Raw genomic sequence first — 25011 nt, 5'->3', positions numbered from 1 at the left:
CAGAGCGGTCAGTTGTCGAAGCCGACCTTGTCCGCCAGCAGGCTCGCCGCCTTGCGGTTGCGGGCGATCTCGACGAGCGGCGTCGTGTCGAAGGTCAGGGGACCGAGAGCCTGCAGCATCGGATCGGCCGCGACGCCGGCCTTGACCGGGTATTCGAAGTCGGCCTTGGCGTAGAGCGCCTGCGCCTCGTCGGAAACGAGATATTCGAGGAGCTTGACCGCCTCCTCGCGATGCGGCGCGTTTTTGGCGACGATGGCGCCCGACACGTTCACGTGGGTGCCGCCGCCCTCGAAGGTCGGCAGCACGACCTTGATGGCCTCGCCCCATTTCTGCTGGTCCGGTCCGCCGCGGCCCGAGCGCATCAGCCCGACATAGTAGGAGTTGGCGAGTCCGATCTCGCAGAGGTCGGCGGCGATGTCGCGCGCCACGTCCCGGTCGCCGCCGGCCGCCTTGCGGGCGAGGTTGGCCTTGAGCCCGCGCAGCCAGCTCTCCGTCTTCTCCGGGCCGTGGCGGACGAGGAAGGCCGCGATCAGCGCGGTGTTGTAGGGGTGCTGTCCCGACCGGAGGCAGATCTTGCCCTTCCATTTCGGGTCAGCGAGCGATTCGTAGGTCGCCGCGTTCAGGTCACCGAGCGCCTTGTCGGCGTAAAGCACGCGGGCGCGCATGGAGAGGGCGAACCAGCGCCCGTCCCCGTCACGCAGGGGCGCGGGAACAGCCGCCTCCAGAACGGAGGACCGGACCGGCTGCGCGAGGTCGCGGTCGACCAACTCGATCAGGTTGCCGATATCGACCGTCATGACCACGTCGGCGCTGCTGCGGGCACCTTCCGCGGCGATACGCTCGGCCAAGCCCTTCTCGACGAACACGGTGTTCACCGTCACGCCGCTCTTGGCGGTGTAGGCGTCGAGGAGGGGACGGATCAGGCCCGGCTCGCGGGTGGTGTAGAGATTCACCTCCGCGCCCTGTGCTTGGCCAGCCAGAGCAAGGGCGAGGCTGAAACCCACGAAACAACCGAACTTTCGCAGCCGCAACATTCAATTCCCCCGAGCATCGTCGATGCTCGTTGGGTGTTATAGACGGTCAAGTGGGCCGACAAGTCTGATGATTTATAGTTATTCCAGATAAAATGAGGGCATCAGGCGGGCTCGGTCTCGCGAAAGACCAAGACCCTTCCTTCCACGAGGCCCAACTCGACGATGTCATCCGTAATCTCATCCGGTCCTGCGGTGAGGCGCAGGGGCGCGTCGAGGCCCGCGACTTCGACGACGATGCGGGAGCTCGCTCCGGCAAAGCTGCGGCGCAGGACCCGGCCCGGCACGCCTTCGCCGCGCGGCACGATGCGGATCGCCTCCGGCCGTAGGCAGGCTTGTACGGCGCCGTCGGGCGCGGGGGAGGGCAGGGCGACGCTTCCGAGCGGCGTCGTCAGGCGGCCGCCGGAGACGAGGCCGGCGACCATCACCACGTCGCCGAGCGCCCGCGCGGCGAAGGGGCAAACGGGTGCGCGATACAGCGCTTCGGCGGTGTCGCACTGGACCAGCCGACCCTTCCGCATCAGGGCGATGCGGTCGGCGAACTCCACGGCCTCGGCGGCGTCGTGGGTGACGAGGATAGCGCCGATCCCGTCCTGGCGCAGGACGGCGAGGGTGTCGGCGCGAACCCGCTCGCGGGTGCCGGCGTCAAGATTCGAGAACGGCTCGTCGAGCAGCAGCAGCCGGGGGCGCGGTGCGAGGGCGCGGGCCAATGCCACCCGCTGCGCCTCACCGCCGGACAGCGTCGCCGGATAGCTCGCCTCGCGACCCGCCAGCCCGACCTCGGCGAGGCGCTCTCGCGCCACCTCCCGCGCCTGCTTGCCCGGCAGATGACGCAGCCCGAACCGGACATTGGCCAGAACGGTGAGATGCGGAAACAGGGCGTAATCCTGAAACATCAGGCCGACGCCGCGGGTCTCCGGCGGTTCCTCGCCGCCGCGACCGGCGACGGACCGGCCATCGATGCGGATCTCGCCGGTATCCGGCGCATCGAGCCCGGCGACCAGCCGCAGAAGGGTGCTCTTCCCGCAGCCGGAATCGCCCAGTACGGCCAGGATCTCGCCCGCCGACAATGACAGCGACACGTCGTCGAGCGCAAGCGTCCGGCCGTAGCGCCGGCTCACGCCGCGGATGTCGAGGCGCGCGGATTCAATCGACGCGTCGTCATGGATGTCGATTGGGGGAGGGACGGGCTTGCGGCGATGAAACAACGGTGGATCCGACGAACGGGCCAGAACCGGGGGCTCGCCCGGCGATCCGCTCTCCCTGGCACAGCTTCCACATGAGGGCGAGAGCCCGGTTCGCGCTTCTCAAACAGGCCCAGCCGTGCTATCGCCGCGCTGCAACGCCGCTCCGCGCGGAAAGAACCTGTGCAACCGGTTCTTCAGTGTGAGTTTCGGTCTGCGGGTGTAGCTCAATGGTAGAGCAGCAGCCTTCCAAGCTGAATACGAGGGTTCGATTCCCTTCACCCGCTCCACTCCTCCCCATCGTTCGGCCTCACGGGCAGGTCTGAGAGGGCGGCTTCGAGCGAAGCGCGATCTTCGGCATCAGATGACCGACGTGCGAAGCGGATCGTAGGTGGCGCGGTAGCTGCGCGGGCCGACGACCGGAAGCAGCAGGTTTCTCGCCCAATCCGGCCACCGTGCCGTGCGCGACAGGCGATCCGTCATCCGCTGGACATGCTCGACGCGGGGACGGCGCAGGCGCTCGTACTCCGCTCCGACACCGGTCCAGTCGTTTCGCTCCGCCAGCAGTCGGGCCAGCACCAGCGCGTCCTCCAGCGCGAGTGCCGCGCCCTGGGCCCAGACCGGCGCGGTCGCGTGGGCTGCGTCTCCGAGCAGGACGACACGGTCGCGTGCCCAGGCCGCGATGCGAACCTCTTCCAGCGGCGAGTGGTAGATCGCACCCAGCCGCGCGACGGCCGCATCGAGCGTGTCGCGAACGAGACGTGGGAAGGCGGCGAAGGCGCCGCGGATCGCCGCCGAGTCGGTGCTGTCGCTTCGCTCCGTGGTCGCTGAAACCCAGACATAGGCCTCGCCGCGATCGACCGGGATCAGCAGGAAGAGCGCTCCGGTTCCGGCCCAGAGGGTCCAGGCTTCGATGCCGGGATTGGGTGTCATGAAGCGCCAGCTCTGGCTGGCCAGCATCGCGGCGCCGAGCGCCCGATCGCCGAACAGGTCGCGGCGAACCGTCGAGTGCACGCCGTCCGCGCCGACCAGCAGGCCGCCCGATTCGATCGTGCCGTCCTCTCGCTCGACCCGAGCCCCCTCTGTGCCCAGCTGAATACCGGCGATCCCGGCTCCCTGCTGAATGTCGTCGTCCGGCAGGTCGCGCTGCAGGAGGCACAGCAGGTCGGCGCGGCGCAGGCAGTGGGAAACGGTCTCGCCGCCCCAGAAGGCTTCCTCGTCAACCGCGAAGAGAAGACGCCCGCGCGCGGTGCGGTACTCGCGGCGGCGCACCGGCGAACCGGTCTTGCGCAGCCCGTCGAGCAGGCCGAGCCGGCTCAGCGCCTGCACCGCGTTGCCGGGCAGGTTGATCGCGAGCCCCGCCTCCGCCTGCACCCCGCGCCGCTCCAGCGTGAGCGAGGGGATGCCCCGCTGATGCAGGGCCCGCCTGAGGGCGAGCCCGGCGATGCCGCCGCCCGCGATGAGCACCCGGCCGGCCTGTTGCGTGTCCATGCGGCTGCGTGCCCTTCCCGCCCATGCGCCGGGGTGGGCCTTGGGGGCCGTCCCGGTTTCGGGAGCCCGATTGACGCCGGATCGCGCTTCGCTGCAAGCCCGCCCGTGTCTCGGCGGCCGGCGTCCCGTTCAGTGCGGTGCCCCGCTCTCCCGGCGGGTCTCGTAGGGCCACTTCCAGCCCTGGATCTCGGGCATGTCCTCCCCGTGCTCGCGGATGTGGAGCTTGTGCGCGGTCAGGCGATCGCGAAAATCCTGCTTGGCCCGCGCCGCCCGCGTGACCAGCCCCGGCACCCGGTCGATCGCCGCGATGGCGAGGTGGAAGCGGTCGAGTTCGTTCAGCACCACCATGTCGAAAGGCGTCGTCGTGGTGCCCTCTTCGATGAAGCCGCGCACATGCATGTTGGCGTGGTTGGTACGGGCGTAGGTGAGGCGGTGAATGAGATAAGGGTAGCCGTGATAGGCGAAGATCACCGGCTTATCGCGGGTGAACAGGCTGTCGAACGCGGCGTCCGAGAGCCCGTGCGGATGGTCCCTGTCCGATTGCAGCGTCATCAGATCGACCACGTTGACGACGCGGATGCGCAGGCCCGGCACCGATTGCTTCAGCAGATCGACGGCGGCGAGGGTTTCGAGAGTCGGCACGTCGCCGGCGCAGGCCATCACGACATCGGGTTCGAGGCCGCTGTCGTCGGTGCCGGCCCAGTGCCAGATGCCGATGCCGGCCTCGCAATGCAGCCCGGCGGCGTGCGCGTCGAGCCATTGCGGCTGCGGCTGCTTGCCGGCCACGATCACGTTGATGCGGTCGTAGGTCTTCAGGCAGTGGTCGGCGACCCAGAGCAGGGTGTTGGCGTCCGGCGGCAGGTAGACCCGGACGATGTCCGACTTCTTGTTGGCGACGAGGTCGATGAAGCCGGGATCCTGGTGGCTGAAGCCGTTGTGGTCCTGCCGCCAGACATGGGAGGTCAGGAGGTAGTTGAGTGAGGAGATCGGCCGCCGCCAGCCGAGTTCGCGCGACACCTTCAGCCACTTGGCGTGCTGGTTGAACATCGAATCGACGATGTGGATGAACGCCTCGTAGCAGGAGAAGAAGCCGTGGCGGCCGGTGAGCAGGTAGCCTTCGAGCCAGCCCTGGCAGAGATGCTCGCTCAAGACCTCCATGACGCGGCCCTCGTGGGCGAGGCTGACGTCGTAGGGCTCGATGTTCTCGATCCAGACCCGGTCGGTCGCCTCGAACACGGCGTCGAGCCGGTTCGAGGCGGTCTCGTCCGGGCCCATGATGCGGAAATTGCGCGCCTCGGCGTTGAGGCGGACCACGTCGCGCAGGTAGTGCCCGAGCGTGCGGGTCGCCTCGCCGACAGCCGCGCCGGGCTGTGGCACCGCAAGCGCAAAATCCTGCCAGCGCGGGAGCCGCAATTCGCGGCGCAAGAGACCGCCATTGGCGTGCGGGTTGGCGCTCATGCGCCTTTTGCCCTCGGGCGCCAGCGCCGCGAGCTCGGAGCGCAGGCGCCCGGTTTCGTCGAACAGGGTTTCGGGCGCGTAGCTCCGCATCCAGTCTTCGAGGATCTTGCGGTGCCCGTCATCGGTGCGGGCGTTGCCGACCGGCACCTGATGGGCGCGCCAGAAGCCCTCGACCCGCTTGCCGTCCACGGTCTTCGGCCCGGTCCAGCCCTTGGGGCTGCGCAGCACGATCATCGGCCAGCGCGGGCGGCGAAAGCCCATGCCGCCGCCACGCGCCTCGGCCTGGATGTCCCGGATGCGGCTCACCGCGCGGTCGAGCGTCGCGGCCATGGCTCGGTGCATCGGCTCGGGCTGGTCGCCCTCGACGAAGAACGGTTCGTAGCCGTAGCCGGTGAACAGCGCCTCCAGCTCGTCGTCGCGCATCCGGCCGAGCACGGTCGGGTTGGCGATCTTGTAGCCGTTGAGATGCAGGATCGGCAGCACTGCGCCGTCGGTGACCGGGCTCAGGAACTTGTTGGAGTGCCACGAGGCGGCGAGCGGCCCGGTCTCGGCCTCGCCGTCGCCGACGACGCAAGCGGCGATCAGGTCGGGGTTGTCGAACACGGCGCCGAAGGCATGGACGAGGGCGTAGCCGAGTTCACCGCCCTCGTGGATCGAGCCCGGCGTCTCGGGGGCGACGTGGCTCGGGATGCCGCCGGGGAAAGAGAACTGCCGGAACAGCTTGCGCATGCCGTCCGCATCCTGCGAGACGTTCGGATAGATCTCGCTGTAGGTGCCCTCCAGATAGGTGTTGGCGACGATGCCGGGCCCGCCATGGCCGGGACCGCAGATGTAGATCGCGTCGAGGTCGCGCGCTCTGATCACCCGGTTGAGGTGGACGTAGATGAAGTTGAGGCCCGGCGTGGTGCCCCAGTGGCCGAGAAGCCGCGCCTTGATGTGCTCCGGCTTCAAGGGCTCGCGCAGCAGCGGATTGTCGAGCAGGTAGATCTGGCCGACGGAGAGGTAGTTCGCCGCCTGCCAGTAGCGGTCGATCAGGGCGAGTTCCTCGGCCTCCAGCGTCGGGGCCGGTCGCTGCGCGGTCTGGGGCTCGGTCACGGGGCTTCTCCTGGCTGGCGGGGCGCATCCGGGTGACCGGAGCGCGGCTTGGAGCATCGTCCCGAAAGATGGTCACCGGCTTTCGGTAAAAGACGATGCAAAAACAAGGGAATAGCGCGTCGTCGGTCAGACCCCGAAGATCACGCGGCGGAAGCGGGCGAGGGCGAAAACGAAGTAGACGCTGCCGAGAACGGCGAGCGCGAGCAGTTGCGGCCAGACTACGGACAGGCCCGCGCCGCGGTAGAGGACGGCCTGGGCCAGCGCGACGAAGTGCGGCGTCGGGCTCACGATCTGCACCAGGATCTGGAGCCAGTACGGCATGCTCTCCATCGGCGTACTGCTGCCCGAGAGCAGCTGCATCAGCAGCAGGATCGGGATGACCAGCAGGCCGAACTGGCCCATGGAGCTGGCGATGGTGCCGAGCAGAATGCCGAGTGCGGCCACCGCCAGCGCGTAGAGACCGCCTCCGAACAGGAAGAGCGGGATCGAGCCGGCGATCGGCACGCCGAGCCAGCCCTCGACGACGAAGACCAGGGACAGACCGGCGCCGACGAGGATGACGAGCCCGTTGGCGATCACCTTGGCGAGCATGATCTCGACGGGCACCAGCGGCATCACCAGCAGGTGCTCGACCGTGCCCTGCTCGCGCTCGCGGATCAGCGCGGCGCCGGTGAGGATGACGGTGAGCAGCGTGATGTTGTTGATCACCTGCATCACCGAGGTGAACCAGCTCGTCTGGAGGTTCGGGTTGAACTTCGCCCGCGTCACCACCTGCACCGGGGCGGTGTCGGTGAGGTCTCTGCGCGCGGCGAAGCGGGCGACCTCCTGGGCGATGATGGTCTGGAGGTAGACTGAGCCGTTGCCGGCCTGGGTCATCGCCGTGGCATCGACGCCGAGCTGGACTTCGGCCGGACGGCCGGCGAGCACGTCCTTCTGCAGGCGCGGCGGCAGCTCGACCGTGAAGACGAGGCGGCCTGTATCCATGGCGGGGTCGATCTCGGCCGGAGTTAGCGCGATGACGCTCTTCACCAGCGGCGGGTTGAGCGCGCTGACGATCTGCCGCGAGAGGTCGGACTGATCCTCGTCCACCACGCCGACGGTCAGGTTGCGCACCTCGGTCGAGGCGCCGGAGGCGACCGAGTGGACGGCGAAGGTGAAGGCGTAGACGACGAGGAACAGCATCACCGGATCGGCGCGGATGCTGCGCAGCTCCTTGACGATGAGGCGGAACACGTTGGCGGCATGCGTGCCGAAGCCCAGCGGCGCGGGGGCGGCGGCTGCTTGGTCAGGGGCGACGCGCTCGGAAGGGCCGCTGTTGCGGACGGGGCCCGCCATCTCACGCCTCCTGCTTGCGCAGGAGGAGCTGCGACAGGATCAGGAACAGCAGCGCGAAGCCCGCCAGCACGAGGATGTTGCGATCGAGTTCGGCAAAGGGCAGGCCCTTGGTGAAGGTGCCGGCGGTCACCGGCTGGTACCAAGCCGGCGGGAGCGACAGCCCGATCAGCCGGGCACTGCCCGAGAGCGACGAGATCGGGACGAGGAGTCCCGAGAAATTGACGGCCGGGATGATCGACAGGAGCGCGGTGGCGAAGACCGCCGCGACCTGGGTCTTCATGAAAGTCGAGATGAATTGCCCGAAGCCGGTGGTGGCCGAGACGTAGAACAGCGTTCCGAGGCAGAGCGCGGCGAATGAGCCTTTGACCCGCACGTCGAAGACGAAGAGCGCCACGAGGACCAGCAGGCCAAAGCTGATCATGGCGATGCCGATATAGGGAAGCTGCTTGCCGAGCAGGAACTCGAACTTGGTCACCGGCGTCGAGCGGAAGTTGGCGATCGACCCCGTCTCCTTCTCGCGCACGACTGCGATGGCCGACATGATCGCCGGGATCAGGATGAGCAGCAGCATCATCACGCTCGGCACCATGGCGTTGACGCTGCGAAAGGCCTGATTGTAGCGAAAGCGCGTCTCGACGCTCACCGTCTTCGAGGCGTCGATGCCGAGGCGCTCGATGGCGAGCTGGTGGGCGTACTGGTTGGCGAGCCCCGTGACGTAACCGCGGCTGGTCTCGGCCCGGAACGGCATCGCCCCGTCGAGCCAGACGGCGACCTCCGGCGCGCGGCCCGATTGGAGGTCGCGGCCGAAGCGGGGCGGAATCTCCACGGCGATCTGGACGCTGCCGTTGCGGAAGCGCCGGTCGAGTTCGGTCGCGGAGCGGATCGGCGCCTGCTCGCTGAAATAGCGCGAGCTGGTGAAGGCATCGACGAGCTGACGGCTTTCCGGGCTATTGTCCTGGTCGAAGGCCGAGAAGCGCAGGTTCTCGACGTCGAACGAGATGCCGTAGCCGAAGGCGATCATCAGCAGCATCGGGCCGATGAAGGCGAAGGCGATGCGGATCGGATCGCGCAGCAGCTCCATCGTTTCGCGCCGGGCATAGGCCCAGAGGCGCCGCGGATCGAAGCGGTGGCGGTGCGGGGCCGCGCGGGGTGGCGCCGGGGAGGGCGGGGCGTCCGGTTCGGCCGCCTCTTCCGCCGTCTCAAGCCCCGCCTTCTCCGCCGCCTTCGGGTCGAGCCCGGCGGCCTCGGCCAAGTAATCGATGAAGCATTGTTCCAGCGAAGTGCTGCCGCGCTCCCGCACCAGCTCGGCCGGCGTGCCCACCGCCAGAACCCGGCCGGCATGCATCAGCGAGATGCGGTCGCAGCGCTCGGCCTCGTTCATGAAGTGGGTGGACAGGAAGATCGTGACGCCCTCGTCGCGCGAGAGGTCGATCAGCGTGCGCCAGAAGGCGTCGCGGGCGATGGGATCGACGCCCGAAGTCGGCTCGTCGAGGATCAGCATCGCCGGCCGGTGTAGCACGGCGACCGCGAGTTGGAGCCGTTGCTTGATCCCGAGCGGAAGGCTGTCGGGCCGCGCGTTCTTGACCGGTTCGAGTTCGTAGCGCTCGAGCAGCTCCTTGATCCGCACCGGGCGGTCTTGCGGCGGCAGGTGGTAGAGCTGGGCGTGCAGCTCGAGGTTCTGCAGCACCGTCAGCTCGCTGTAGAGCGAGAAGGCCTGGGACATGTAGCCGACGTTGCGCCGGGTCTCCATGTCGTTGTCGCCCACGGGGTGGCCGAACAGCTTGGCGCTTCCTTCCGAGACCGGCAGGAGGCCCGTGAGCATCTTCATCGTGGTGGACTTGCCGCAGCCGTTGGAGCCGAGGAAGCCGAAAATCTCGCCGCGAGCGATGCGGAAGCTGACGTCGTCGACGGCGGTGAAGCTGCCGAAGCGCCGCGTCAGGTGCTCTGCCTCGATTGCCGGCACCGCGTCGAGCCGAGGCGGCCGGGGCTTCAGCACCACGGGCCGGTGCTGCGCCTGCTTCTCCGGCGGGAGGAGGGCGATGAAGGCCGCCTCCATGTCGGGCTTGCCCGTCCGGGCCAGCAGGTCGGCGGGGCTTCCGCTGGCGATGACGTGGCCGTCATCCATGGCGATCAGCCGCTCGAAGCGCGAGGCCTCGTCCATGTAGGCGGTGGCGACGATCACGCTCATGCCGGGCCGTCCGGCCCGGATCGAGCCGATCAGCTCCCAGAACTGTCCGCGCGAGAGCGGATCGACACCCGTGGTCGGCTCATCGAGGATTAGGAGGTCGGGATCGTGAATCAGGGCGCAGCAGAGACTCAGCTTCTGCTTCATGCCGCCCGACAGCTTGCCCGCCGGGCGGTCCTCGAACGGGTCGAGGCCGGTGGCGGTGAGCAGGTCGGTGATGCGCCGCCGCCGCTCCGAGGCGCCCTGGCCGAACAGGCGGCCGTGGAAATCGATGTTCTCGAACACGCTCAGCGTCGGGTAGAGATTGCGGCCGAGCCCTTGGGGCATGTAGGCGATGCGCGCCGCCTCCCGCGTGCGGTGGCGGCGCTCCGCCATGTCTCCGCCGAGCACCATGACGCGGCCGGTCTGGATTCGGCGCACGCCGGCGACGAGCGCGAGCAGGGTCGACTTGCCGACGCCGTCCGGCCCGATCACGCCGACCATGCGGCCCGCCGGAAGGTCGAGCGACACGTCGTCGAGCGCGCGCGTCCCGCCGTAGCGATGCGAGACGTGCTCCAGCCGGGCGATGACGGCCGCGTCGCTCATGCCGGCCTCACGGCAGCTTCACGGCGAGGTCGGGCGGCCATTTCGCATCGGCCTCGGTGCGGACGAAGCCCATGCCGCGTACGCCCGTCTTCACCCGACGATGGTATTTCTTCAGGATCTTGGGATCGATCTGGAGCTTGATTCGAAAGGTCAGCTTCTCGCGCTCCTCCTCGGTCTCGACGCTCTTGGGCGTGAACTGCGCCTCGGCGGCGACGAAGCTGATCGTCGCCGGGATCACGTATTGGGGGATCGGATCGAGGATGATCCGGGCATCGTCGTTGAGCGCCAGCGGCCCGGCCTGCGCGGCCGGCAGGTAGATCGTCATGTAGACGTCGGCGAGGTCGAGCAGGGTCAGGATGCGGGTGCCTGCGCCGACCACCTCGCCCTCCCGCGCCAGCCGGTACTGCACCCGCCCGTCGCGGGGCGCCCGCAGCACGAGATCGACGAGAACCGCCTGCAGCCGCTCGACATCGGCCTCGGCGCTCTTCACGGCGAACTTGGCCTGCTCCTCCTGCGCCTTGGCGGCCTCGAGCCCGGCCTTCGCCGCATCCGCCTTGGCCTTGCGCTGGTCGAAGATCTGCTTGGTGAGATAACCCTTGCCGACGAGTTCCTTGCCGCGGTTGTAGTCGGCGTCGGCGAAAGTGAGGTCGCTGGTGCGCTGGGCGATCAGGGCGACCGCTTCCGCGAGGCTCTTCTTGGCCCGCAACACCTGAGCCTGGGCGCCGCGCAACTGCGCCTCGGTCTCGGGTGAGGAGATCGTTGCGACCACCTGGCCCGCGCTCACCTCGTCGCCTTCCTTGACGAGCAGCCTGGCGATGCGGCCGGCATATTTCGCCGCGACGTCGACCTGCGTCGCCTCGATGCGTCCGTTCGATTTGGCGATGCCCTCAGGCATCTTCTGGCCGCGCAGCCTGTCGATGAGCTCTTTCAGGCGCGATTGCGCCTCGGCCGGCGGGGGGACGGCCACGATGAGACCGGCGGCGATTCCGATCGCGAGAAAGGCACCGCACATTCGCAGGCCCGGCGTCGTCTGCCTCATGCCGTCGCTCCCGGCGCGGCGCGGCCCAGCAAGCGCAGCGTGTGTCTCGCGATCATGCGCTCCTCGTCGGTCGGGATGATCCAGATCTGCGCCCGGCTGCCCGCCGCATCGAGTCTTGCGATGCCGGAGCGGTTGGCGTCATTGCTCAGGATCAAACCGGCCCAGCCCAATTCGGCGACGATGCGTTGTCGGATCTCGGGCGCGTTTTCTCCGATCCCGGCGGTGAAGACGAAGGCGTCGAGGCCGCCGAGCGTCACGGCGAGCGATGCCGCCGCCTGCGCCACCCGCCGGCAGAAGAAGGCGACGGCCATGGCGGCTTCCGGCCGGTCGCTCGCCAGCAGGGTCCGCACGTCGCTGCTGAGGCCCGACAGTCCGAGCAAGCCGCTCTCGTGGTAGAGCATGTGCCCGACCTCGGCCGGGGTCATGCCCTTGTGCTCGATGAGGTGCAGCACGGCGCCGGGATCGAGCGCACCGCAGCGGGTGCCCATGGGCACGCCGTCCAGGGCTGTGAAGCTCATGGTGGTCTCCGCGCTCCTTCCCCCCTCCAGGGCGCAGAGCGAGGCGCCGGAGCCGAGATGGGCGACCACCACGCGCCCCTGCGCCGTCTCGGGTGCCAGATCCCGCAGGCGCCCGGCGACGTACTCGTAGGACAGGCCGTGAAAGCCGTAGCGCCGGACGCCCTCGTCATGGAGGAAGCGGGGCACGGCGAAGCGGTCGGACAGCTCCGGATGGCCGCGATGGAAGGCGGTGTCGAAGCAGGCAACCTGCGGCAGGTCGGGCCGGCGCTGCCGCAGTACCCGGATCGGATCGAGATTGCCGAGCTGGTGCAGCGGCGCCAGCGGGATGAAGCTTTCGAGCCTGCGCAGCACCGCGTCGTCGATCAGAACCGGCTCCGCGAAGTCCGGGCCGCCGTGGACCACCCGGTGCCCGACCGCGACGATCGACTCGGCGCCGCGGTGGTGGGCGAACCAATCTTCGAGGTGGTGCTGCGCGGCCGAGGCGTCTGGTACGTCGCCGGGCGTGAAGCGGCGCTCTTCCAGGACGGCACCGCTTCCGTCCTTCACCGTCAGCAGAGGCGTGCCGCCGATGCCGCTCATCCCGCCGCCCAGGAGGGGAACCGGGTCCGCACCGTCGATGCGGTACAGCTTGAACTTGATCGACGAACTGCCGGCATTCACGACCAGGATGCTGTCGTTCATGTCAGCCTCATGCCGGAGGCGTCGATCTCGTCCGTTCGGGTTCGGGGCGTCGCTTCGCAAGCTGGCCGCCGGCTTTCGGGATCGGCGTGAGGCGCAACGTCATCGGGTCGGCTCCGTCCGTCGATCACCGGCACGGCCAGCCGTGAGAGGGCCGATCGAAGCCGATCAATGATTCCAATATTTTCCGCGATGAGGCAGATGACGGTGGGCTCCCAGAAGAAAATTTGAGGGCTGTTGAGAGAAATCTAGGATTATGATCTCACAGCAAATGATGAATAATCACCGATCGCGATCAACGTCGCTCGGTTATTCGATCTTCAACCGCTATTGACACCGTATGGTTGCGTCGATTGTATGAGATGATTGGTCGTGACCCACGGGTATTGCGAGCGGCGTCTGGATCGACGCTGCTCAGGTTGCATGCTCGTAGGCAGTGCCGGCTTGGCCTCGGCCCCAAGGCGGTGCCGATCTGTCCACGTGGGCGGACAGCAGGAGGCCGGCGCTCGGGGACGGGTGTCAGCCCTTTGTCGTCAACGAGACCGCCGGGCCGGCATCCCCCGAGACGGAGCGAACGGACGATCGATGCTGCGCCCGCGCCTGAATCCGCCGACCGATATCTTTCCCCCGAACCCGTGGGCGATCGAGGCCGTCCGCTATGTGCGCGAATTGACCTGCGACTTCGCCGGGCAGGCGGAGACGATGTTCGCCCTGTCGAACGGCTATCTCGGAATGCGCGGGATCGCCGACGAGGGAACACCGGTCCACGAGGCGGGGACCTATCTCAACGGCTTCTACGAGCACCGCCCGATCTCGTACGGCGAGCGCGCCTACGGCTTTCCCACCGTCGGTCAGAGCATCCTGAACTGTCCCGACGGGACGGTCATGTCACTCTCCGTCGACGACGAGCCCTTCGTCCTGGCGGAGGCCGAGATCCTCTCCTATCGGCGCATCCTCGATTTCCGGACCGGAACCCTGAACCGGGACGTGGCCTGGATGACGCCCTCGGGCAAGCGCCTGCGCCTGCGCACGCTCCGCCTCGTTTCCCTTGCGCACCGTCATCTCGCCGCGCTCGAATACGCGTTGACGATCGAGGGCGCGGAGGCGGAGGTGGTGATCGCCTCCGAGTTGCGGAACGACCAGCCGCTCGCCGCCGATACCAGCGATCCGCGCTTGGCGGAGGGGTTCGTCGGCCGCGTCCTACACCCGGCCGGGGTCCGGGCCGCGGCTCTGCGCGCGATCCTCAGCTATCGCACCGGAAGTTCCGGACTGGTGCTCGGCTGCGGCATGGATCACATCATCGCCGCCGACGGGCCGTTCGCCGCGCAGACGAGCTGCGACGACGATCTCGCCCGTGTCGTCGTCCGCGCCACCCTCGCACCCGGCCAGACGATCCGCATCCACAAATACCTGAGCTACCACTATGCCGGCGACACGGCGCCCGAACCGATCCGCTCCCGGGTGGCCTGGACGCTCGACCGTGCGGTGGAGCGCGGCTTCGCATCGATCCGCGCGCGCCAGGAGGCGGATGTCGACCGCTTCTGGCAGCGCGCCGACGTGAGGGTGGACGCCGAAAACCCGAGATTGCAGCAGGCGATCCGCTGGAATCTGTTCCAGTTGATGCAGGCGTCGGAGCGGGCGGAGGGACACGGCATCCCCGCCCGCGGCCTGACCGGGCGGACCTACGAGGGCCATTACTTCTGGGACACCGAGATCTACGTCCTGCCGTTCCTGATCTACACCAACCCGCCGATGGCGCGCAGCCTGCTCAAGGTCCGCTACGACATGCTCGACAGCGCCCGCGACCGGGCCCGCGAACTCGGGCATCGCGGCGCGATGTTTCCGTGGCGGACGATCAACGGACGAGAGGCCTCCGCCTATTATGCGGCGGGAACGGCGCAGTATCACATCAATGCCGACATCGCCTTCGCCGTGCGCCATTACGTCGAGGTCAGCGGTGATGAGGATTTCCTGTGCCGCTACGGCGCCGAGATCCTGGTCGAGACCGCCCGGCTCTGGTGCGACCTCGGCTTTTTCTCAGACCGCATGGGCGGCCGCTTCTGCATCCACGGGGTGACCGGGCCGGACGAGTATACGGCGATCGTCAACAACAACTGCTACACGAACCTGATGGCACGGGAGAACATGCGCACCGCCGCCGCGACCGTGCGCAGGCTGGAGCGCGACGACCCCGAGAGCTTCGCGAGCCTCGTGCGTCGCACCGGCCTCGAACCTGACGAGCCCGAGGATTGGGATCAGGCGGCGGAGCGCATGTATCTGCCCTACGACGAGCGGCTGAAGGTGCATCCACAGGACGACGCCTTCCTCGATCTGGAACGATGGGACTTCGCGGCCACGCCGGACGACCATTACCCGCTGCTGCTGCACTACCACCCGCTGAACCTGTACCGGTGTCAGGTGATCAAGCAGGCCGACATGGTGCTGGCCATGTTCCTGCTGAGCGAGCAGTTCTCGCACGAGGCCAAGCGGCGGAATTTCGAATATTACGATCCGCTGACCACGCACGATTCGTCGCTCTCCGTCTGCATCCAGAGCATCGTCGCCAACGAGATCGGATTGCGCGAGAAAGCGATCCACTACTTCAACTTCGCCGTGGCGATGGACCTGTCCGACATCGGCGGGAACATGATGCACGGCGCGCACATCGCGGCGATCGGCGGCACGTGGCTCGCCCTGGTCTACGGTTTCGCAGGGCTGCGCGACTCGGGCGGACGCATCGGCTTCCATCCCTGCCTGCCCGAGGCCTGGGGCCGGATGAGCTTCACGCTCCGCATCCGCGGCCGGACGATCCGCGTCGAACTCGACCACGACGCGGCCACCTACAGCCTGCTGGAGGGCGAGGAACTGACCCTATGGCATGAGGGCGAGCGCCTCGGCCTGTCGGCGGCGGAGCCCTCGATGACGCGCACGATCCGCCGGCCGGCCGGGGAGGACCATGGCTCGAAGCCCTGACGCCGTGGCGGAGCCCCTGCGCGCGGTGATCTTCGACGTTGACGGCGTGCTGGTCGATTCGCCCCACGAGCAGGCTTGGCGCGAGGCGCTGGCCGATTTCGCCGACCCGAGCGGCTTCACCACGGCCTTCTATCAGGCCCATGTCGCGGGCAAGCGGCGGCTGGAGGGCGCGCGAGCCACGCTGGAGCGTCTCGGCGGTGCAGGGGCGGCGGCAGAGGCCGCTGCCTACGCGCAGAAAAAGCAGGCGGTGATCGACCGGCTGATCGCGGAAGGCCGCTTCGAAGCGTTTCCCGATGCGATCCGTCTCGCCGAGGCGCTGCGGGAGTTGCCGCTGCGCACGGTGCTCGCCTCGGCCTCGAAGAACGCCGACGCGCTGCTCGCCCGCGTGAACCTGTCCGAGGGCCGCACGCTGCTGTCGCTGTTCGACGCCGATGTGAGCGGGCGCGAGGTGCCGCGCGGCAAGCCCGATCCGGCCCTGTTCCTGCTCGCCGCCGCCGCCGTGGGCACGCCTCCCCGGCAATGCCTCGTCGTCGAGGACGCGCCGGCGGGGATCCGGGCGGCGAAGGCCGGCGGCATGGCCGGGCTCGGCATCGCCCGGCTCGGCGACGAGGCCCTATTGCGGGCAGCCGGTGCCGACCTCGTCCTCACCTCGCTCGATGCGCTCGATGTGCGCGCCTTGCCGAGCGGCGTCTTACGCACCCGGCCTGTTCCCTCTCACACCTGAGGAGAATCGCGGCGTGGCGACGTCACGGGTTGCGCAGTGCCGGGACCATCTTCGGTGAGCCGAGATCGAAGGTCTTGTTGCGCAGGGGGTCGAGACGGGTGCCTTCGGAGGCGTCGAAGGCCTTCGGGCGCGCTCCGCCGTCGGCCGCCCCGCCGTCCAGCGCCGCGTTCGAGCCCGGCGCGTAGGCCGAGGAGCGACCGGGGATCGCGCCCGGCTGGCCGGCATTCGGCTCGGCGGTGTTCGGATCGACCTTGTCGACGGCCGTGGGATCGGCCTGCTGCGACTGCTGGCGGGAGCGCTCCACCTGGCGCCAGCGGGTCACGTTGCGCTGGTGACCCTCCAGGGAGTCGGCGAAGGCGTGGCCGCCGGTGCCGTCGGCGACGAAGTAGAGGTCCTTCGTGCGCGAGGGATTGGCGACCGCCTCCAGGGCCGCTCGGCCCGGATTGGCGATCGGACCCGGGGGAAGGCCCTCGATCACGTAGGTGTTGTAGGGGGTCGCCCGCTCGATCTCAGAGCGCAGGATGCCACGCCCGAGGGTGCCGCGCCCGCCGACGAGGCCGTAGACGATGGTGGGGTCGGATTGCAGCTTCATCCGCTTCTGCAGGCGGTTGACGAACACGCCCGCCACCCGCGGCCGCTCGTCGGCGCGGCCGGTCTCCTTCTCGACGATGGAGGCCAGCGTCACCATCTCGGCCGGCGTCTTCACCGGTACATCGGCGCTGCGGCGCTGCCAGATCTGATTCAGCACCTCGCGCTGCTTGGCGCGCATCAGGTTGACGATCTGCTGGCGCGTGGCGCCGCGCTCAAACTTGTAGGTATCGGGCAGGAGCGAGCCTTCCGGCGGCGTCTCAGCGATTTCGCCGGAGAGCACGTCGTTGTCGTTGAGCCGGGCGACGATCTGCTCGGAGGTGAGGCCCTCAGGGAAGGTGATCGCGTGCTGGACCTGACGCCCGTTGGTCAGCGTCTCGATCGTGTCCTTCACGCTGGCATGGGCCTTGAACATGTACTCGCCGTGCTTGAGCGGTCCCTTGCCGCCGAAGCGGGCGGACATCTCGAACAGGCTCGGATGCTCGATCACGCCCTCGCGGGCGAGGATGCTGGCGATCTCCGAGGTGCCGCTGCGGCTCGGGATCACCACGACCTTGTCGGCGGCGAGCGGACCCGGCTCGGAGGCCTGCCGGTTGATCAGGGTGAGACCGATCAGGGCGCCGAGCGCCAGCACGACGCCGAGTGTCAGGAACCCGCTGATGGTGGCGAGCAGGCCGCCGCGGCGGCGCTCGGGTCTCTCGGGCGGGGGAGGGGCGACGGTGGGCTTGATCGCCTCGCTCGGGCTGCGCGGCGACGGCCGGTTCGGCAGCGACGGCTCCTCGGAGGCGGGCGGCGGAGACGGCGGATCTTGTCGTCTGCGAAACATCCGGAATCCTGCTGTGGCCCTGTGCGGTGCCCCGCTCAAGGCACCGTGTTCCGCTCGTCGCGCGTTTGACGGGCGGAACCTTGAGCGTCTCTCACAAAGTCCTGGCCCGGTGGCGAGCCAGGCACTCCGCGAGGCAGTCTAAGCTGTTTTGTGGCGAAATGGCGTTGCCTGCGACCGGGACGCCACACATCGCCCGCGGTCGGCGGAGGATCGGGCCTCTACTGCGCACCGTTGTGTCCCGAAAGGTGCAGGCCGCCTTTCGGGACGATGCTTTAGGCGACCCTGCGCATCAGCAGCGAGGCATTGGTGCCGCCGAAGCCGAAGGAGTTCGAGAGGACCGTATCGACGCGCTTGCGCTTGGCCTCGTGCGGGATGAGGTCGATCGCGGTCTCGACCGACGGGTTGTCGAGGTTCAGCGTCGGCGGCATCACCCCATCGCGAATCGCCAGCACGGAGAAGATCGCCTCGACGGCGCCGGCCGCGCCGAGCAGGTGGCCGATCGCCGACTTGGTCGAGGACATCGACGCCTTGGAGGCGGCGTCGCCGAGCAGGCGCTCGACAGCCTTGAGTTCCAGCTCGTCGCCGAGCGGGGTCGAGGTGCCGTGGGCGTTGATGTAGTCGATCTCGGACGGGTCGATCCCGGCCCGCTTCACCGCCGCCTTCATGCAGCGGTAGCCGCCGTCGCCGTCCGGAGCGGGCGAGGTGATGTGGTAGGCGTCTCCCGACAGGCCGTAGCCGATCACCTCGGCGTAGATCTTGGCGCCGCGCGCCTTGGCGTGCTCGTACTCCTCGAGCACGACGATGCCGGCCCCCTCGCCCATCACGAAGCCGTCACGGTCGCGGTCGTAGGGCCGGGACGCCTTGGTCGGATCGTCGTTGAAGCCCGTGGAGAGCGCGCGGCAGGCCGCAAAACCCGCCAGCGACAGCCGGTTGACCGGCGCCTCGGTGCCGCCGGCCACCATCACGTCGGCATCGCCCAGCGCGATCAGCCGCGAGGCGTCGCCGATGGCGTGCGCGCCGGTGGAGCAGGCCGTGACGACCGCGTGATTCGGGCCCTTCAGCCCGTGCTGGATCGAGACCTGCCCCGAGGCGAGATTGATGATGCGCCCAGGAATGAAGAAGGGCGAGATGCGCCGCGGACCCTTCTCGTGGAGGGTCACGGAGGCGTCGTAGATCGTGCCGATGCCGCCGATGCCCGAACCGATCAGGACGCCGGTGGCCTCCTGGTCCGCGTCGGATTTCGGGTGCCAGTCGGCATCGTCCAGCGCTTGGCCGGCGGCGGCCATGGCGTAGACGATGAAGGGGTCGACCTTGCGCTGTTCCTTCACCTCCATCCACCGGTCGGGGTTGAAGGTGCCGTCGGAGCCGTCGCCGAAGGGCAGCGTGCAGGCGATCCGGCAGGCGAGATCGTCGGTCTGGAAGGCAGTGACCGCGGAGGCACCGCTGTCACCGGCGATGAGGCGGCTCCAGGTATGCTCGACGTTGCCGCCCAGCGGCGACACCATCCCCAGACCCGTGATCACCACCCGACGCATTGCCTGATCCCAATGATCCGCTCAGTCCGCAAGGGACTTCATGGTTCGTCCCGACGGACGACGGTTCTTCGAAACATGGTGGCGCGCGGGGTCTTGTCGACCCCGCCCGCGTGAGGACACCGCCTTAGGCGGAGTTCTTCTCCAGGAACTTGATCGCGTCGCCGACGGTCTGGATGGTCTCGGCCGCGTCGTCCGGAATCTCGACGTTGAACTCCTCCTCGAACGCCATCACCAGCTCGACGGTGTCGAGGCTGTCGGCGCCGAGATCGTCGATGAAGTTGGAGGCCTCGGTGACCTTCTCAGGCTCGACGCCCAGATGCTCGACGACGATCTTCTTCACGCGCTCGGCGATATCGCTCATCGTTGTTGGTCCTCGTCTTTTCGATCGTGATGGTGTGTGCTTCTGACGAAAGCGCCGTGGCCGCCTTCCCGCTTCGGGGGTTTTTGGGACGGCCGGTGTTCGATCGCGCGTGGTTTGGAAAAGCCGCAACCCGCTGAACCGTCAACTCCCCTGCACGGCTGAGCCGGGTGTTAACACAGGGTTTCCGCTCTGGCGAGGGGCGGTTCAGAAAGCATTCATGGCCGTGGTTTTCCGGCCAGAACACCCCTTTGTGGATAGTCTCAATACATCGCCATGCCGCCATTGACGTGCAGCGTTTGCCCCGTCACGTAACCCGCTTCCTCCGAAGCAAGATAAACCGCCGCCGCGCCGATCTCGGCGCCGGTGCCGAGCCGGCCCGCGGGGACGCGGGTCAGAATCGTCTCGCGCTGCTTCTCGTTCAGCGCATCGGTCATCGCCGAGGCGATGAAGCCCGGCGCGATGCAGTTCACGGTGATGCCGCGCGTCGCGACCTCCGCCGCCAGCGCCTTGGTCATGCCGACGAGGCCGGCCTTGGCCGCCGCATAGTTGCCCTGTCCCGGATTGCCGGTGGCGCCGACCACCGAGCTGATGCCGATGATGCGGCCATAGCGGCGCTTCATCATGCCTCGGAGCGCGGCGCGCGACAGGCGGAAGGCGGCGGTGAGGTTGACGTCGAGAACCGCTTCCCACTCCTCGTCCTTCATCCGCATGAAGAGGTTGTCGCGGGTGATGCCGGCATTGTTGATCAGGATGTCGAGACCGCCGAGCGCTGATTCGGCCGCCGGCAGGAGCGCTTCGACTGCGGCCTTGTCGGCGAGGTTGGCCTCGACCACCGCGACACGCTCGCCGCCGAGTTCGGCTGCCAGCTCGTCGAGCACCGCGCGGCGGGTACCGGACAGCGCGACATGCGCGCCCTGCGCGTGCAGCGCCCGGGCGATCGCCCCGCCGAGCCCGCCGGTCGCGCCGGTGACGAGGGCCTTGCGGCCGGTGAGGTCGAACATGGTGTCGGCTCTTCTCGATCGGGAAAAAGGGGTCAGGCGTAGGCGGCGACGTCGTCGGGCGTGCCGACGGCGCCTGCAGAAGCGCCCGGCGCGATCCGCTTGACGAGCCCGGTCAGAACCTTGCCCGCGCCGAGTTCGTGGAAGCGGTCGACGCCGGCCTCGGCCATGGCGGCGACGCTCTCGGCCCAGCGCACGGTCCCTGTGACCTGGGTTACCAGCGCGTCGCGGATCGCGTCCGGCTCGGTGAGCGGGCCGGCGGTGACGTTGGCATAGACCGGCACGATGGGCGCCTTCATCGCCACCTCGGCCAGCGCCCGGCGCATCGCTTCGGCCGCCGGCGCCATCAGGGCGCAGTGGAACGGAGCGGAGACGTTGAGAAGCACGGCCCGGCGCACGCCGCGCCCCTGAGCCAGCGCCATCGCCCGTTCGACGGCCTCCCGGTGACCGGAAAGGACGACCTGACCGGCGCCGTTGTCGTTGGCGACATCGCAGACCATGCCCTGCGCTGCCTCTTCCGCGATGTCGCGCGCAGTCGCGAGGTCAGGCCCGAGCAGAGCGGCCATCGCACCGATGCCGGGCGCGACCGCCCGCTGCATCGCCTCGCCGCGGATGCGCAGCAGGCGGGCGGTGTCGGAGATCGTGAAGGTGCCGGCGGCAGCCAGCGCCGAGTACTCGCCGAGCGAGTGGCCGGCCACGAAAGCCGCGTCGCGCGCCAGATCGAGTCCGCGCTCAGCCTCCAGGGTGCGCAGCACCGCGAGGCTCGCCGCCATCAGCGCCGGCTGCGCGTTGGCGGTCAGCGTCAGTTCTTCCGATGGGCCCTCGAACATCAGCCGCGACAGGTTCTGGCCGAGCGCCGTATCGACCTCCTCGAAGACCTGCCGGGCCGCCGGTGACGCCTCGCTCAGCGTCTTGCCCATGCCGACCGCTTGGCTGCCCTGTCCCGGAAAGATGAAGGCTCGCGTCATGACGTCCCGTCGCCTTGAGCACCGGGACGGGTGCCCCGGCGCAATCGGGGTCGGCCCGCCGTCACGCCGCACGCCTGCAGCCACGAGATGGACTGCCGCTGACCGGGATCGCCTGGAGACCCTGTTTAAGGTGCGGCGCAGTCGCATCACGTGCGGCGAGTGTCAACAATGCGATGCACAAGATCAGACCGGAAAAAAGCCAAGCTGGACCGGAGATTACCGGAGCCGCCGGCAGAACCCGGAACGATTCCGTGCATTGATCGGGTAGTCCCTCGCGAGACACCTGCCATGTTCCGTACGACGTTTCCCCAGGAGGCGGTCGGGCATGCCCACGCCCTGATCGGCGCCTACGAATCCGCCCATGCCGGACTCGCCCGGATCTCGCAGGAGTTCCGCCGCGACCTGTGCCGCACCCTCGACCGGCTCGGCCCCCGCGGGATTCCCTATCTGCGAGTCGTCCGCAGGGATCTCGAAGGCCGCACCCAGGAGGCGCGGGAGACCTGGCCGCTCTGGATCGACCGGCTCACCGATCCGATGATCGACCGCCGTCTGATCGCGTCCCGCGCCCTGCTGGATGCAGTCGAACGGGAGGCGGACGCCCGCGGAATGGTTCTCTGACGTCGCTGTTTGGTTCGCCGGCCGCGCTCGGAACGTCGGATAACGTCCGTCATTCGGCTGCGCGACCCCGGAATGACGGTCTTCGTTGATTGCAAGACGCTCCGAGGCTCGTGAACCCCAGTTCCCGGCCTGAGGCTGCCGGCTTCCCGAGGAAACCTTCCGGATGCGTTCCAGTGCGGCGACGCCTACGCGGCGGCCTGCAGGCGCGGGCGGCGCGATGGAGGAGCGATCTCGGCTTGCGCCCGATCGAGCGCGACCGCGACGCAGGAGGCGGCCCGCACGATCTCCGCATCCGACTGCCCGGCGGTGACGTGCAGCCGCAGGCGGCCGGTCTCCTCCAGCGCGCCGAGGTCGACCAGCAGGCCGAGGTCGGACAGGTGAGCGGCGAAGCGGCGCGCCCGCTCGCCGAAACCGATCTCGACGCAGACGGAGGTGCAGGGCTCGCCGCAGACGCTCAGCCCCCGCTCCCGCAGGGCCGTGCGCAGGTTGAGGACGTTGCGCATCAGGCGGGTACGGCGCTGACAGCCCTCGGCCGCGTCGATGACGGTAAACGCCTTGAGGATGACCGCGAGCTGGATCGGCGAGAGCGCCTGGGCCGCCTCGCCGACGCGCAGGCACGCCGTCACGGCGCGGGTGCGGGCGGCGATGAATCCGCCGTTGGAGGCGAAGCTCTTCGAGAAGGTGCCGATGACGAGATCGGCCCTGCCCAGCATGTCCTGAAGGCCGAGATGGCCGCGACCGTCCTCGCCGAGGCATCCGAGATCCTGGGATACGTCCACGAGGAGCGTCGCACCGTACTCGTCGCATAGTGCCCGCAGGGCGGCGAGGTCAGGCGTCCCGGAATCGAGCGGCGACAGGCTCTCGGTCACGACGAGGATGCCGTTCTCAGCGTCGCGGGCGCGGATGGCCCGGAGACGCTCGCGGCAATGATCGGCATCGAGGTGGCGGAACAGCTGGATGTTGTTCGTCCCGGCCTCGGCCTCCTCCCGAAGGCCTCCGCGGATCGCGGCATCGATCACGACGTGGTCGGCCGGGCGCACGAGACCGCGGATCACGACTTGGGCAGCGGCCCGGCTGGTCGGGCAGAGCAGGGCCTCGTCCATCTGAAGGAAGTCGGCGATCCGGCGCTCCAGCGTCACCGCGAGGCCGGTATCGCCGGCTTCGGCTCCGGCGCAGACGCTGCGCACGCCGAGCCGGCGCAGAGTGTCGGCGGCTGCGGCGACGATCTCCGGGTGGGTGGAGAGGCCGAGGCAATCCTGCGAGGCGAAGTCGAGCCCGTGCAGGGCGTGATCCGCGCCGGGAACGGGTACGCTCGGAAGGCGGCGCACGCCGTCCGCGCGTTGCTGGATCGTCGCGTCGGTCTGCTCACGATGTCTCATGCCATCCCGTCCGGTGCCGCGTCGTTACAGGACGGACTGTCGATCCGGTCGGCTTGCCATCGCGTTAAACGGCGCCGGTGTAGGAAAATTGCATCAGGGCGTATTTAACGAATTGCTTCTTTCGCAGCTCCCGGAAGCGGTCTGACTTCCGCTTTGTCCGGAGAACATCGACGATTGAATTCGGTAAACTTAGCGAAACGTGAAGGGCGCGTTGCGGACATCTTGGCTCCCTGAATTCACGCGTCGCGCCTCACAGTGCCAGCCCTGCTCCGAACCGTCGCATCGAGAACACGGAACCGGCGCGGGGGTGTCCCTCGCGCAAGGGGCACCCCCGAAGCATCCTTCGTGCAGCCGGCCTCGGCTCAGATCACCGGAATGCCGCCCATGGCTGTGCCGATCCCGTAGCTGTCGCCGTAGAGGGTGCTGTGGGCGAGGTAGTAGGCGCCGAGGAACAGCATCAGGGCGCTGGCATAGTAGACCGGGGCGAGGACCACGTCCCGGCGGGTGGCGGGCACCCGGGCATCGTCCGCGGCGATGGCGATCAGGACCGCGATGATGCCCGAGTGGCCGATGGCGTCGATCTTGCCGAATTCGACGATCGCCGAGACGAACACCGCCGTCAGGATGATCGCAGAGGCGCGGCGCACCAGGGGGGTCCAGATCAGGGCGAAGGCCAGAGTGAACTCGATGACGCCCGCGGCCTGCATGAAGAGTTCCGGCGAGGCGCCCATCGTCATGGCGGGCTTGGCGGCGATGAGCGGGTCGGTCCAGTGGGGATAGGCCCACTTCTCGACGGAGGCCCACATCAGGGTGATCGCGGCGGCGATGCGCACCACGTCGATGGGGCGCTGGCCGAACAGGGTGCGGTCGAAGGCGGTGAGCGCCAGGAAGGCCGCCACACCGAGGAAGACCGGATAGTCGGCAAGGTGGAAGATGCCGTAATTCCAGACGGCGAAGCCGAACAGGAACACGATGCCGGCGGCGGTGAACGGCAGGGTGCGCTTCCACAGCAGGCCCGCGGCCATGGCCAGTTGCAGCCACGGGATCCAAGCGACGTCCGTCTTCAGTTCCGGCGTCAGGATGATCCCGCCGAGGTTCCACAGCGAGACGAGGAAGAACCCCACCACCGCCCGAACGATCAGGACGCTGTTGAGCCGGGCTGCCGCGGTAACGCGGTCGAGGGCGTTGAGGATTGCGGTGCCGAGATGCGTTCCTTCAGCCAGGCAGCCGAACATCAGGCAGACGAGGGCGAGACCCGTCAGAATTTCGAAGTCGGTACAAAGCACCTGTTCGAGACCGCGCGGCTGGCCGGCGACATCGAAAGCACAGAACCATTTGACGTGGGCGCTGGCCGCCCCCGTTCCGATGAAAAGAAAGCTCGCTGCGCCTGCAAGCATGACGGAAGAGCGCACCCAGAAGCTGGACACGTAAGGCATGAGGCC

The 25011-nt window shown here is 68.4% G+C and carries 18 protein-coding genes and 1 tRNA gene; 4 read left to right on the top strand and 15 right to left on the bottom strand.

The window, feature by feature from the left end; translation table 11 throughout:
* Nucleotides 1-8: 8 nt before the first annotated feature.
* Together LPC10_RS02925 and LPC10_RS02920 are read right to left on the bottom strand one after the other, a co-directional pair.
* On the bottom strand, nucleotides 9-1034 hold the full coding sequence (locus tag LPC10_RS02925; RefSeq protein WP_231345389.1) for an extracellular solute-binding protein: 1026 nt from the start codon (nucleotides 1032-1034) through the stop codon (nucleotides 9-11).
* A 101-nt stretch (nucleotides 1035-1135) separates the two neighbouring features.
* Nucleotides 1136-2239, bottom strand: a complete 1104-nt coding sequence (locus LPC10_RS02920; RefSeq protein ID WP_370644636.1) for an ABC transporter ATP-binding protein — start codon at nucleotides 2237-2239, stop codon at nucleotides 1136-1138.
* A gap of 192 nt (nucleotides 2240-2431) precedes the next feature.
* On the opposite strand from LPC10_RS02920, the gene LPC10_RS02915 reads away from it, so the two are divergent.
* A tRNA-Gly gene (locus tag LPC10_RS02915) sits at nucleotides 2432-2505 on the top strand.
* A 70-nt stretch (nucleotides 2506-2575) separates the two neighbouring features.
* Here the strand turns inward: LPC10_RS02915 and LPC10_RS02910 are convergent.
* The 6 genes from LPC10_RS02910 to LPC10_RS02885 form a co-directional block, all read right to left on the bottom strand.
* Nucleotides 2576-3706, bottom strand: coding sequence for an NAD(P)/FAD-dependent oxidoreductase (locus tag LPC10_RS02910; RefSeq protein WP_231345388.1), 1131 nt, complete (start codon nucleotides 3704-3706; stop codon nucleotides 2576-2578).
* Nucleotides 3707-3835: 129 nt separating this feature from the next.
* A complete protein-coding gene (locus LPC10_RS02905; protein WP_231345387.1) occupies nucleotides 3836-6259 on the bottom strand; it encodes a phosphoketolase in 2424 nt (807 codons plus the stop codon).
* 126 nt (nucleotides 6260-6385) lie between these two features.
* Entirely contained in the window at nucleotides 6386-7594 is a 1209-nt protein-coding gene (locus LPC10_RS02900; RefSeq protein WP_231345386.1) for an ABC transporter permease, read from the bottom strand.
* 1 nt (nucleotide 7595) lies between these two features.
* On the bottom strand, nucleotides 7596-10364 hold the full coding sequence (gene rbbA, locus LPC10_RS02895; RefSeq protein ID WP_231345385.1) for a ribosome-associated ATPase/putative transporter RbbA: 2769 nt from the start codon (nucleotides 10362-10364) through the stop codon (nucleotides 7596-7598).
* 7 nt (nucleotides 10365-10371) lie between these two features.
* The gene (locus LPC10_RS02890) at nucleotides 10372-11403 is read right to left on the bottom strand and encodes an HlyD family secretion protein (protein ID WP_231345384.1); all 1032 of its coding nucleotides are present in this window, start codon (nucleotides 11401-11403) and stop codon (nucleotides 10372-10374) included.
* Nucleotides 11400-12602 (bottom strand): acetate/propionate family kinase, encoded by a 1203-nt coding sequence (locus tag LPC10_RS02885; protein WP_231345383.1) that lies wholly within the window; start codon nucleotides 12600-12602, stop codon nucleotides 11400-11402. The genes LPC10_RS02890 and LPC10_RS02885 overlap by 4 nt, the downstream gene beginning before the upstream one ends.
* Before the next feature lie 582 nt (nucleotides 12603-13184).
* Here LPC10_RS02885 and LPC10_RS02880 point away from each other — a divergent pair.
* Nucleotides 13185-15572 (top strand): glycoside hydrolase family 65 protein, encoded by a 2388-nt coding sequence (locus LPC10_RS02880; RefSeq protein ID WP_231345382.1) that lies wholly within the window; start codon nucleotides 13185-13187, stop codon nucleotides 15570-15572.
* Entirely contained in the window at nucleotides 15556-16296 is a 741-nt protein-coding gene (locus tag LPC10_RS02875; protein WP_231345381.1) for an HAD family phosphatase, read from the top strand. The genes LPC10_RS02880 and LPC10_RS02875 overlap by 17 nt, the downstream gene beginning before the upstream one ends.
* Before the next feature lie 22 nt (nucleotides 16297-16318).
* On the opposite strand, the gene mltG is transcribed toward LPC10_RS02875, so the two are convergent.
* The 5 genes from mltG to fabD form a co-directional block, all read right to left on the bottom strand.
* Nucleotides 16319-17710 carry an endolytic transglycosylase MltG gene (mltG, locus tag LPC10_RS02870; RefSeq protein WP_231345380.1) on the bottom strand — a complete coding sequence of 464 codons (1392 nt, stop codon included), beginning with the start codon at nucleotides 17708-17710 and terminating at the stop codon, nucleotides 16319-16321.
* A gap of 272 nt (nucleotides 17711-17982) precedes the next feature.
* Nucleotides 17983-19245 (bottom strand): beta-ketoacyl-ACP synthase II, encoded by a 1263-nt coding sequence (fabF, locus tag LPC10_RS02865; RefSeq protein WP_133090781.1) that lies wholly within the window; start codon nucleotides 19243-19245, stop codon nucleotides 17983-17985.
* A 124-nt stretch (nucleotides 19246-19369) separates the two neighbouring features.
* Entirely contained in the window at nucleotides 19370-19606 is a 237-nt protein-coding gene (locus LPC10_RS02860; protein ID WP_003599981.1) for an acyl carrier protein, read from the bottom strand.
* 260 nt (nucleotides 19607-19866) lie between these two features.
* Complete coding sequence (gene fabG / locus LPC10_RS02855) at nucleotides 19867-20607, bottom strand: 3-oxoacyl-[acyl-carrier-protein] reductase (RefSeq protein WP_108938583.1); 741 nt, start codon at nucleotides 20605-20607, stop codon at nucleotides 19867-19869.
* Nucleotides 20608-20639: 32 nt separating this feature from the next.
* Complete coding sequence (fabD, locus tag LPC10_RS02850) at nucleotides 20640-21572, bottom strand: ACP S-malonyltransferase (protein WP_231345379.1); 933 nt, start codon at nucleotides 21570-21572, stop codon at nucleotides 20640-20642.
* A 288-nt stretch (nucleotides 21573-21860) separates the two neighbouring features.
* Between fabD and LPC10_RS02845 the strand changes: the two genes are divergently transcribed.
* Nucleotides 21861-22190: a hypothetical protein gene (locus LPC10_RS02845; protein ID WP_108938581.1), complete on the top strand. Its 330-nt coding sequence runs from the start codon at nucleotides 21861-21863 to the stop codon at nucleotides 22188-22190.
* A 185-nt stretch (nucleotides 22191-22375) separates the two neighbouring features.
* Here the strand turns inward: LPC10_RS02845 and LPC10_RS02840 are convergent, their stop codons facing one another.
* Together LPC10_RS02840 and LPC10_RS02835 are read right to left on the bottom strand one after the other, a co-directional pair.
* Complete coding sequence (locus LPC10_RS02840) at nucleotides 22376-23569, bottom strand: pyridoxal phosphate-dependent aminotransferase family protein (protein ID WP_231345378.1); 1194 nt, start codon at nucleotides 23567-23569, stop codon at nucleotides 22376-22378.
* Nucleotides 23570-23931: 362 nt separating this feature from the next.
* Nucleotides 23932-25005 (bottom strand): hypothetical protein, encoded by a 1074-nt coding sequence (locus tag LPC10_RS02835; RefSeq protein WP_231345377.1) that lies wholly within the window; start codon nucleotides 25003-25005, stop codon nucleotides 23932-23934.
* Nucleotides 25006-25011: the final 6 nt, after the last annotated feature.

Source organism: Methylorubrum sp. B1-46, assembly GCF_021117295.1.
Taxonomy (GTDB): Bacteria; Pseudomonadota; Alphaproteobacteria; order Rhizobiales; family Beijerinckiaceae; genus Methylobacterium.
This window is presented reverse-complemented; position numbering and strand designations above follow the sequence as displayed.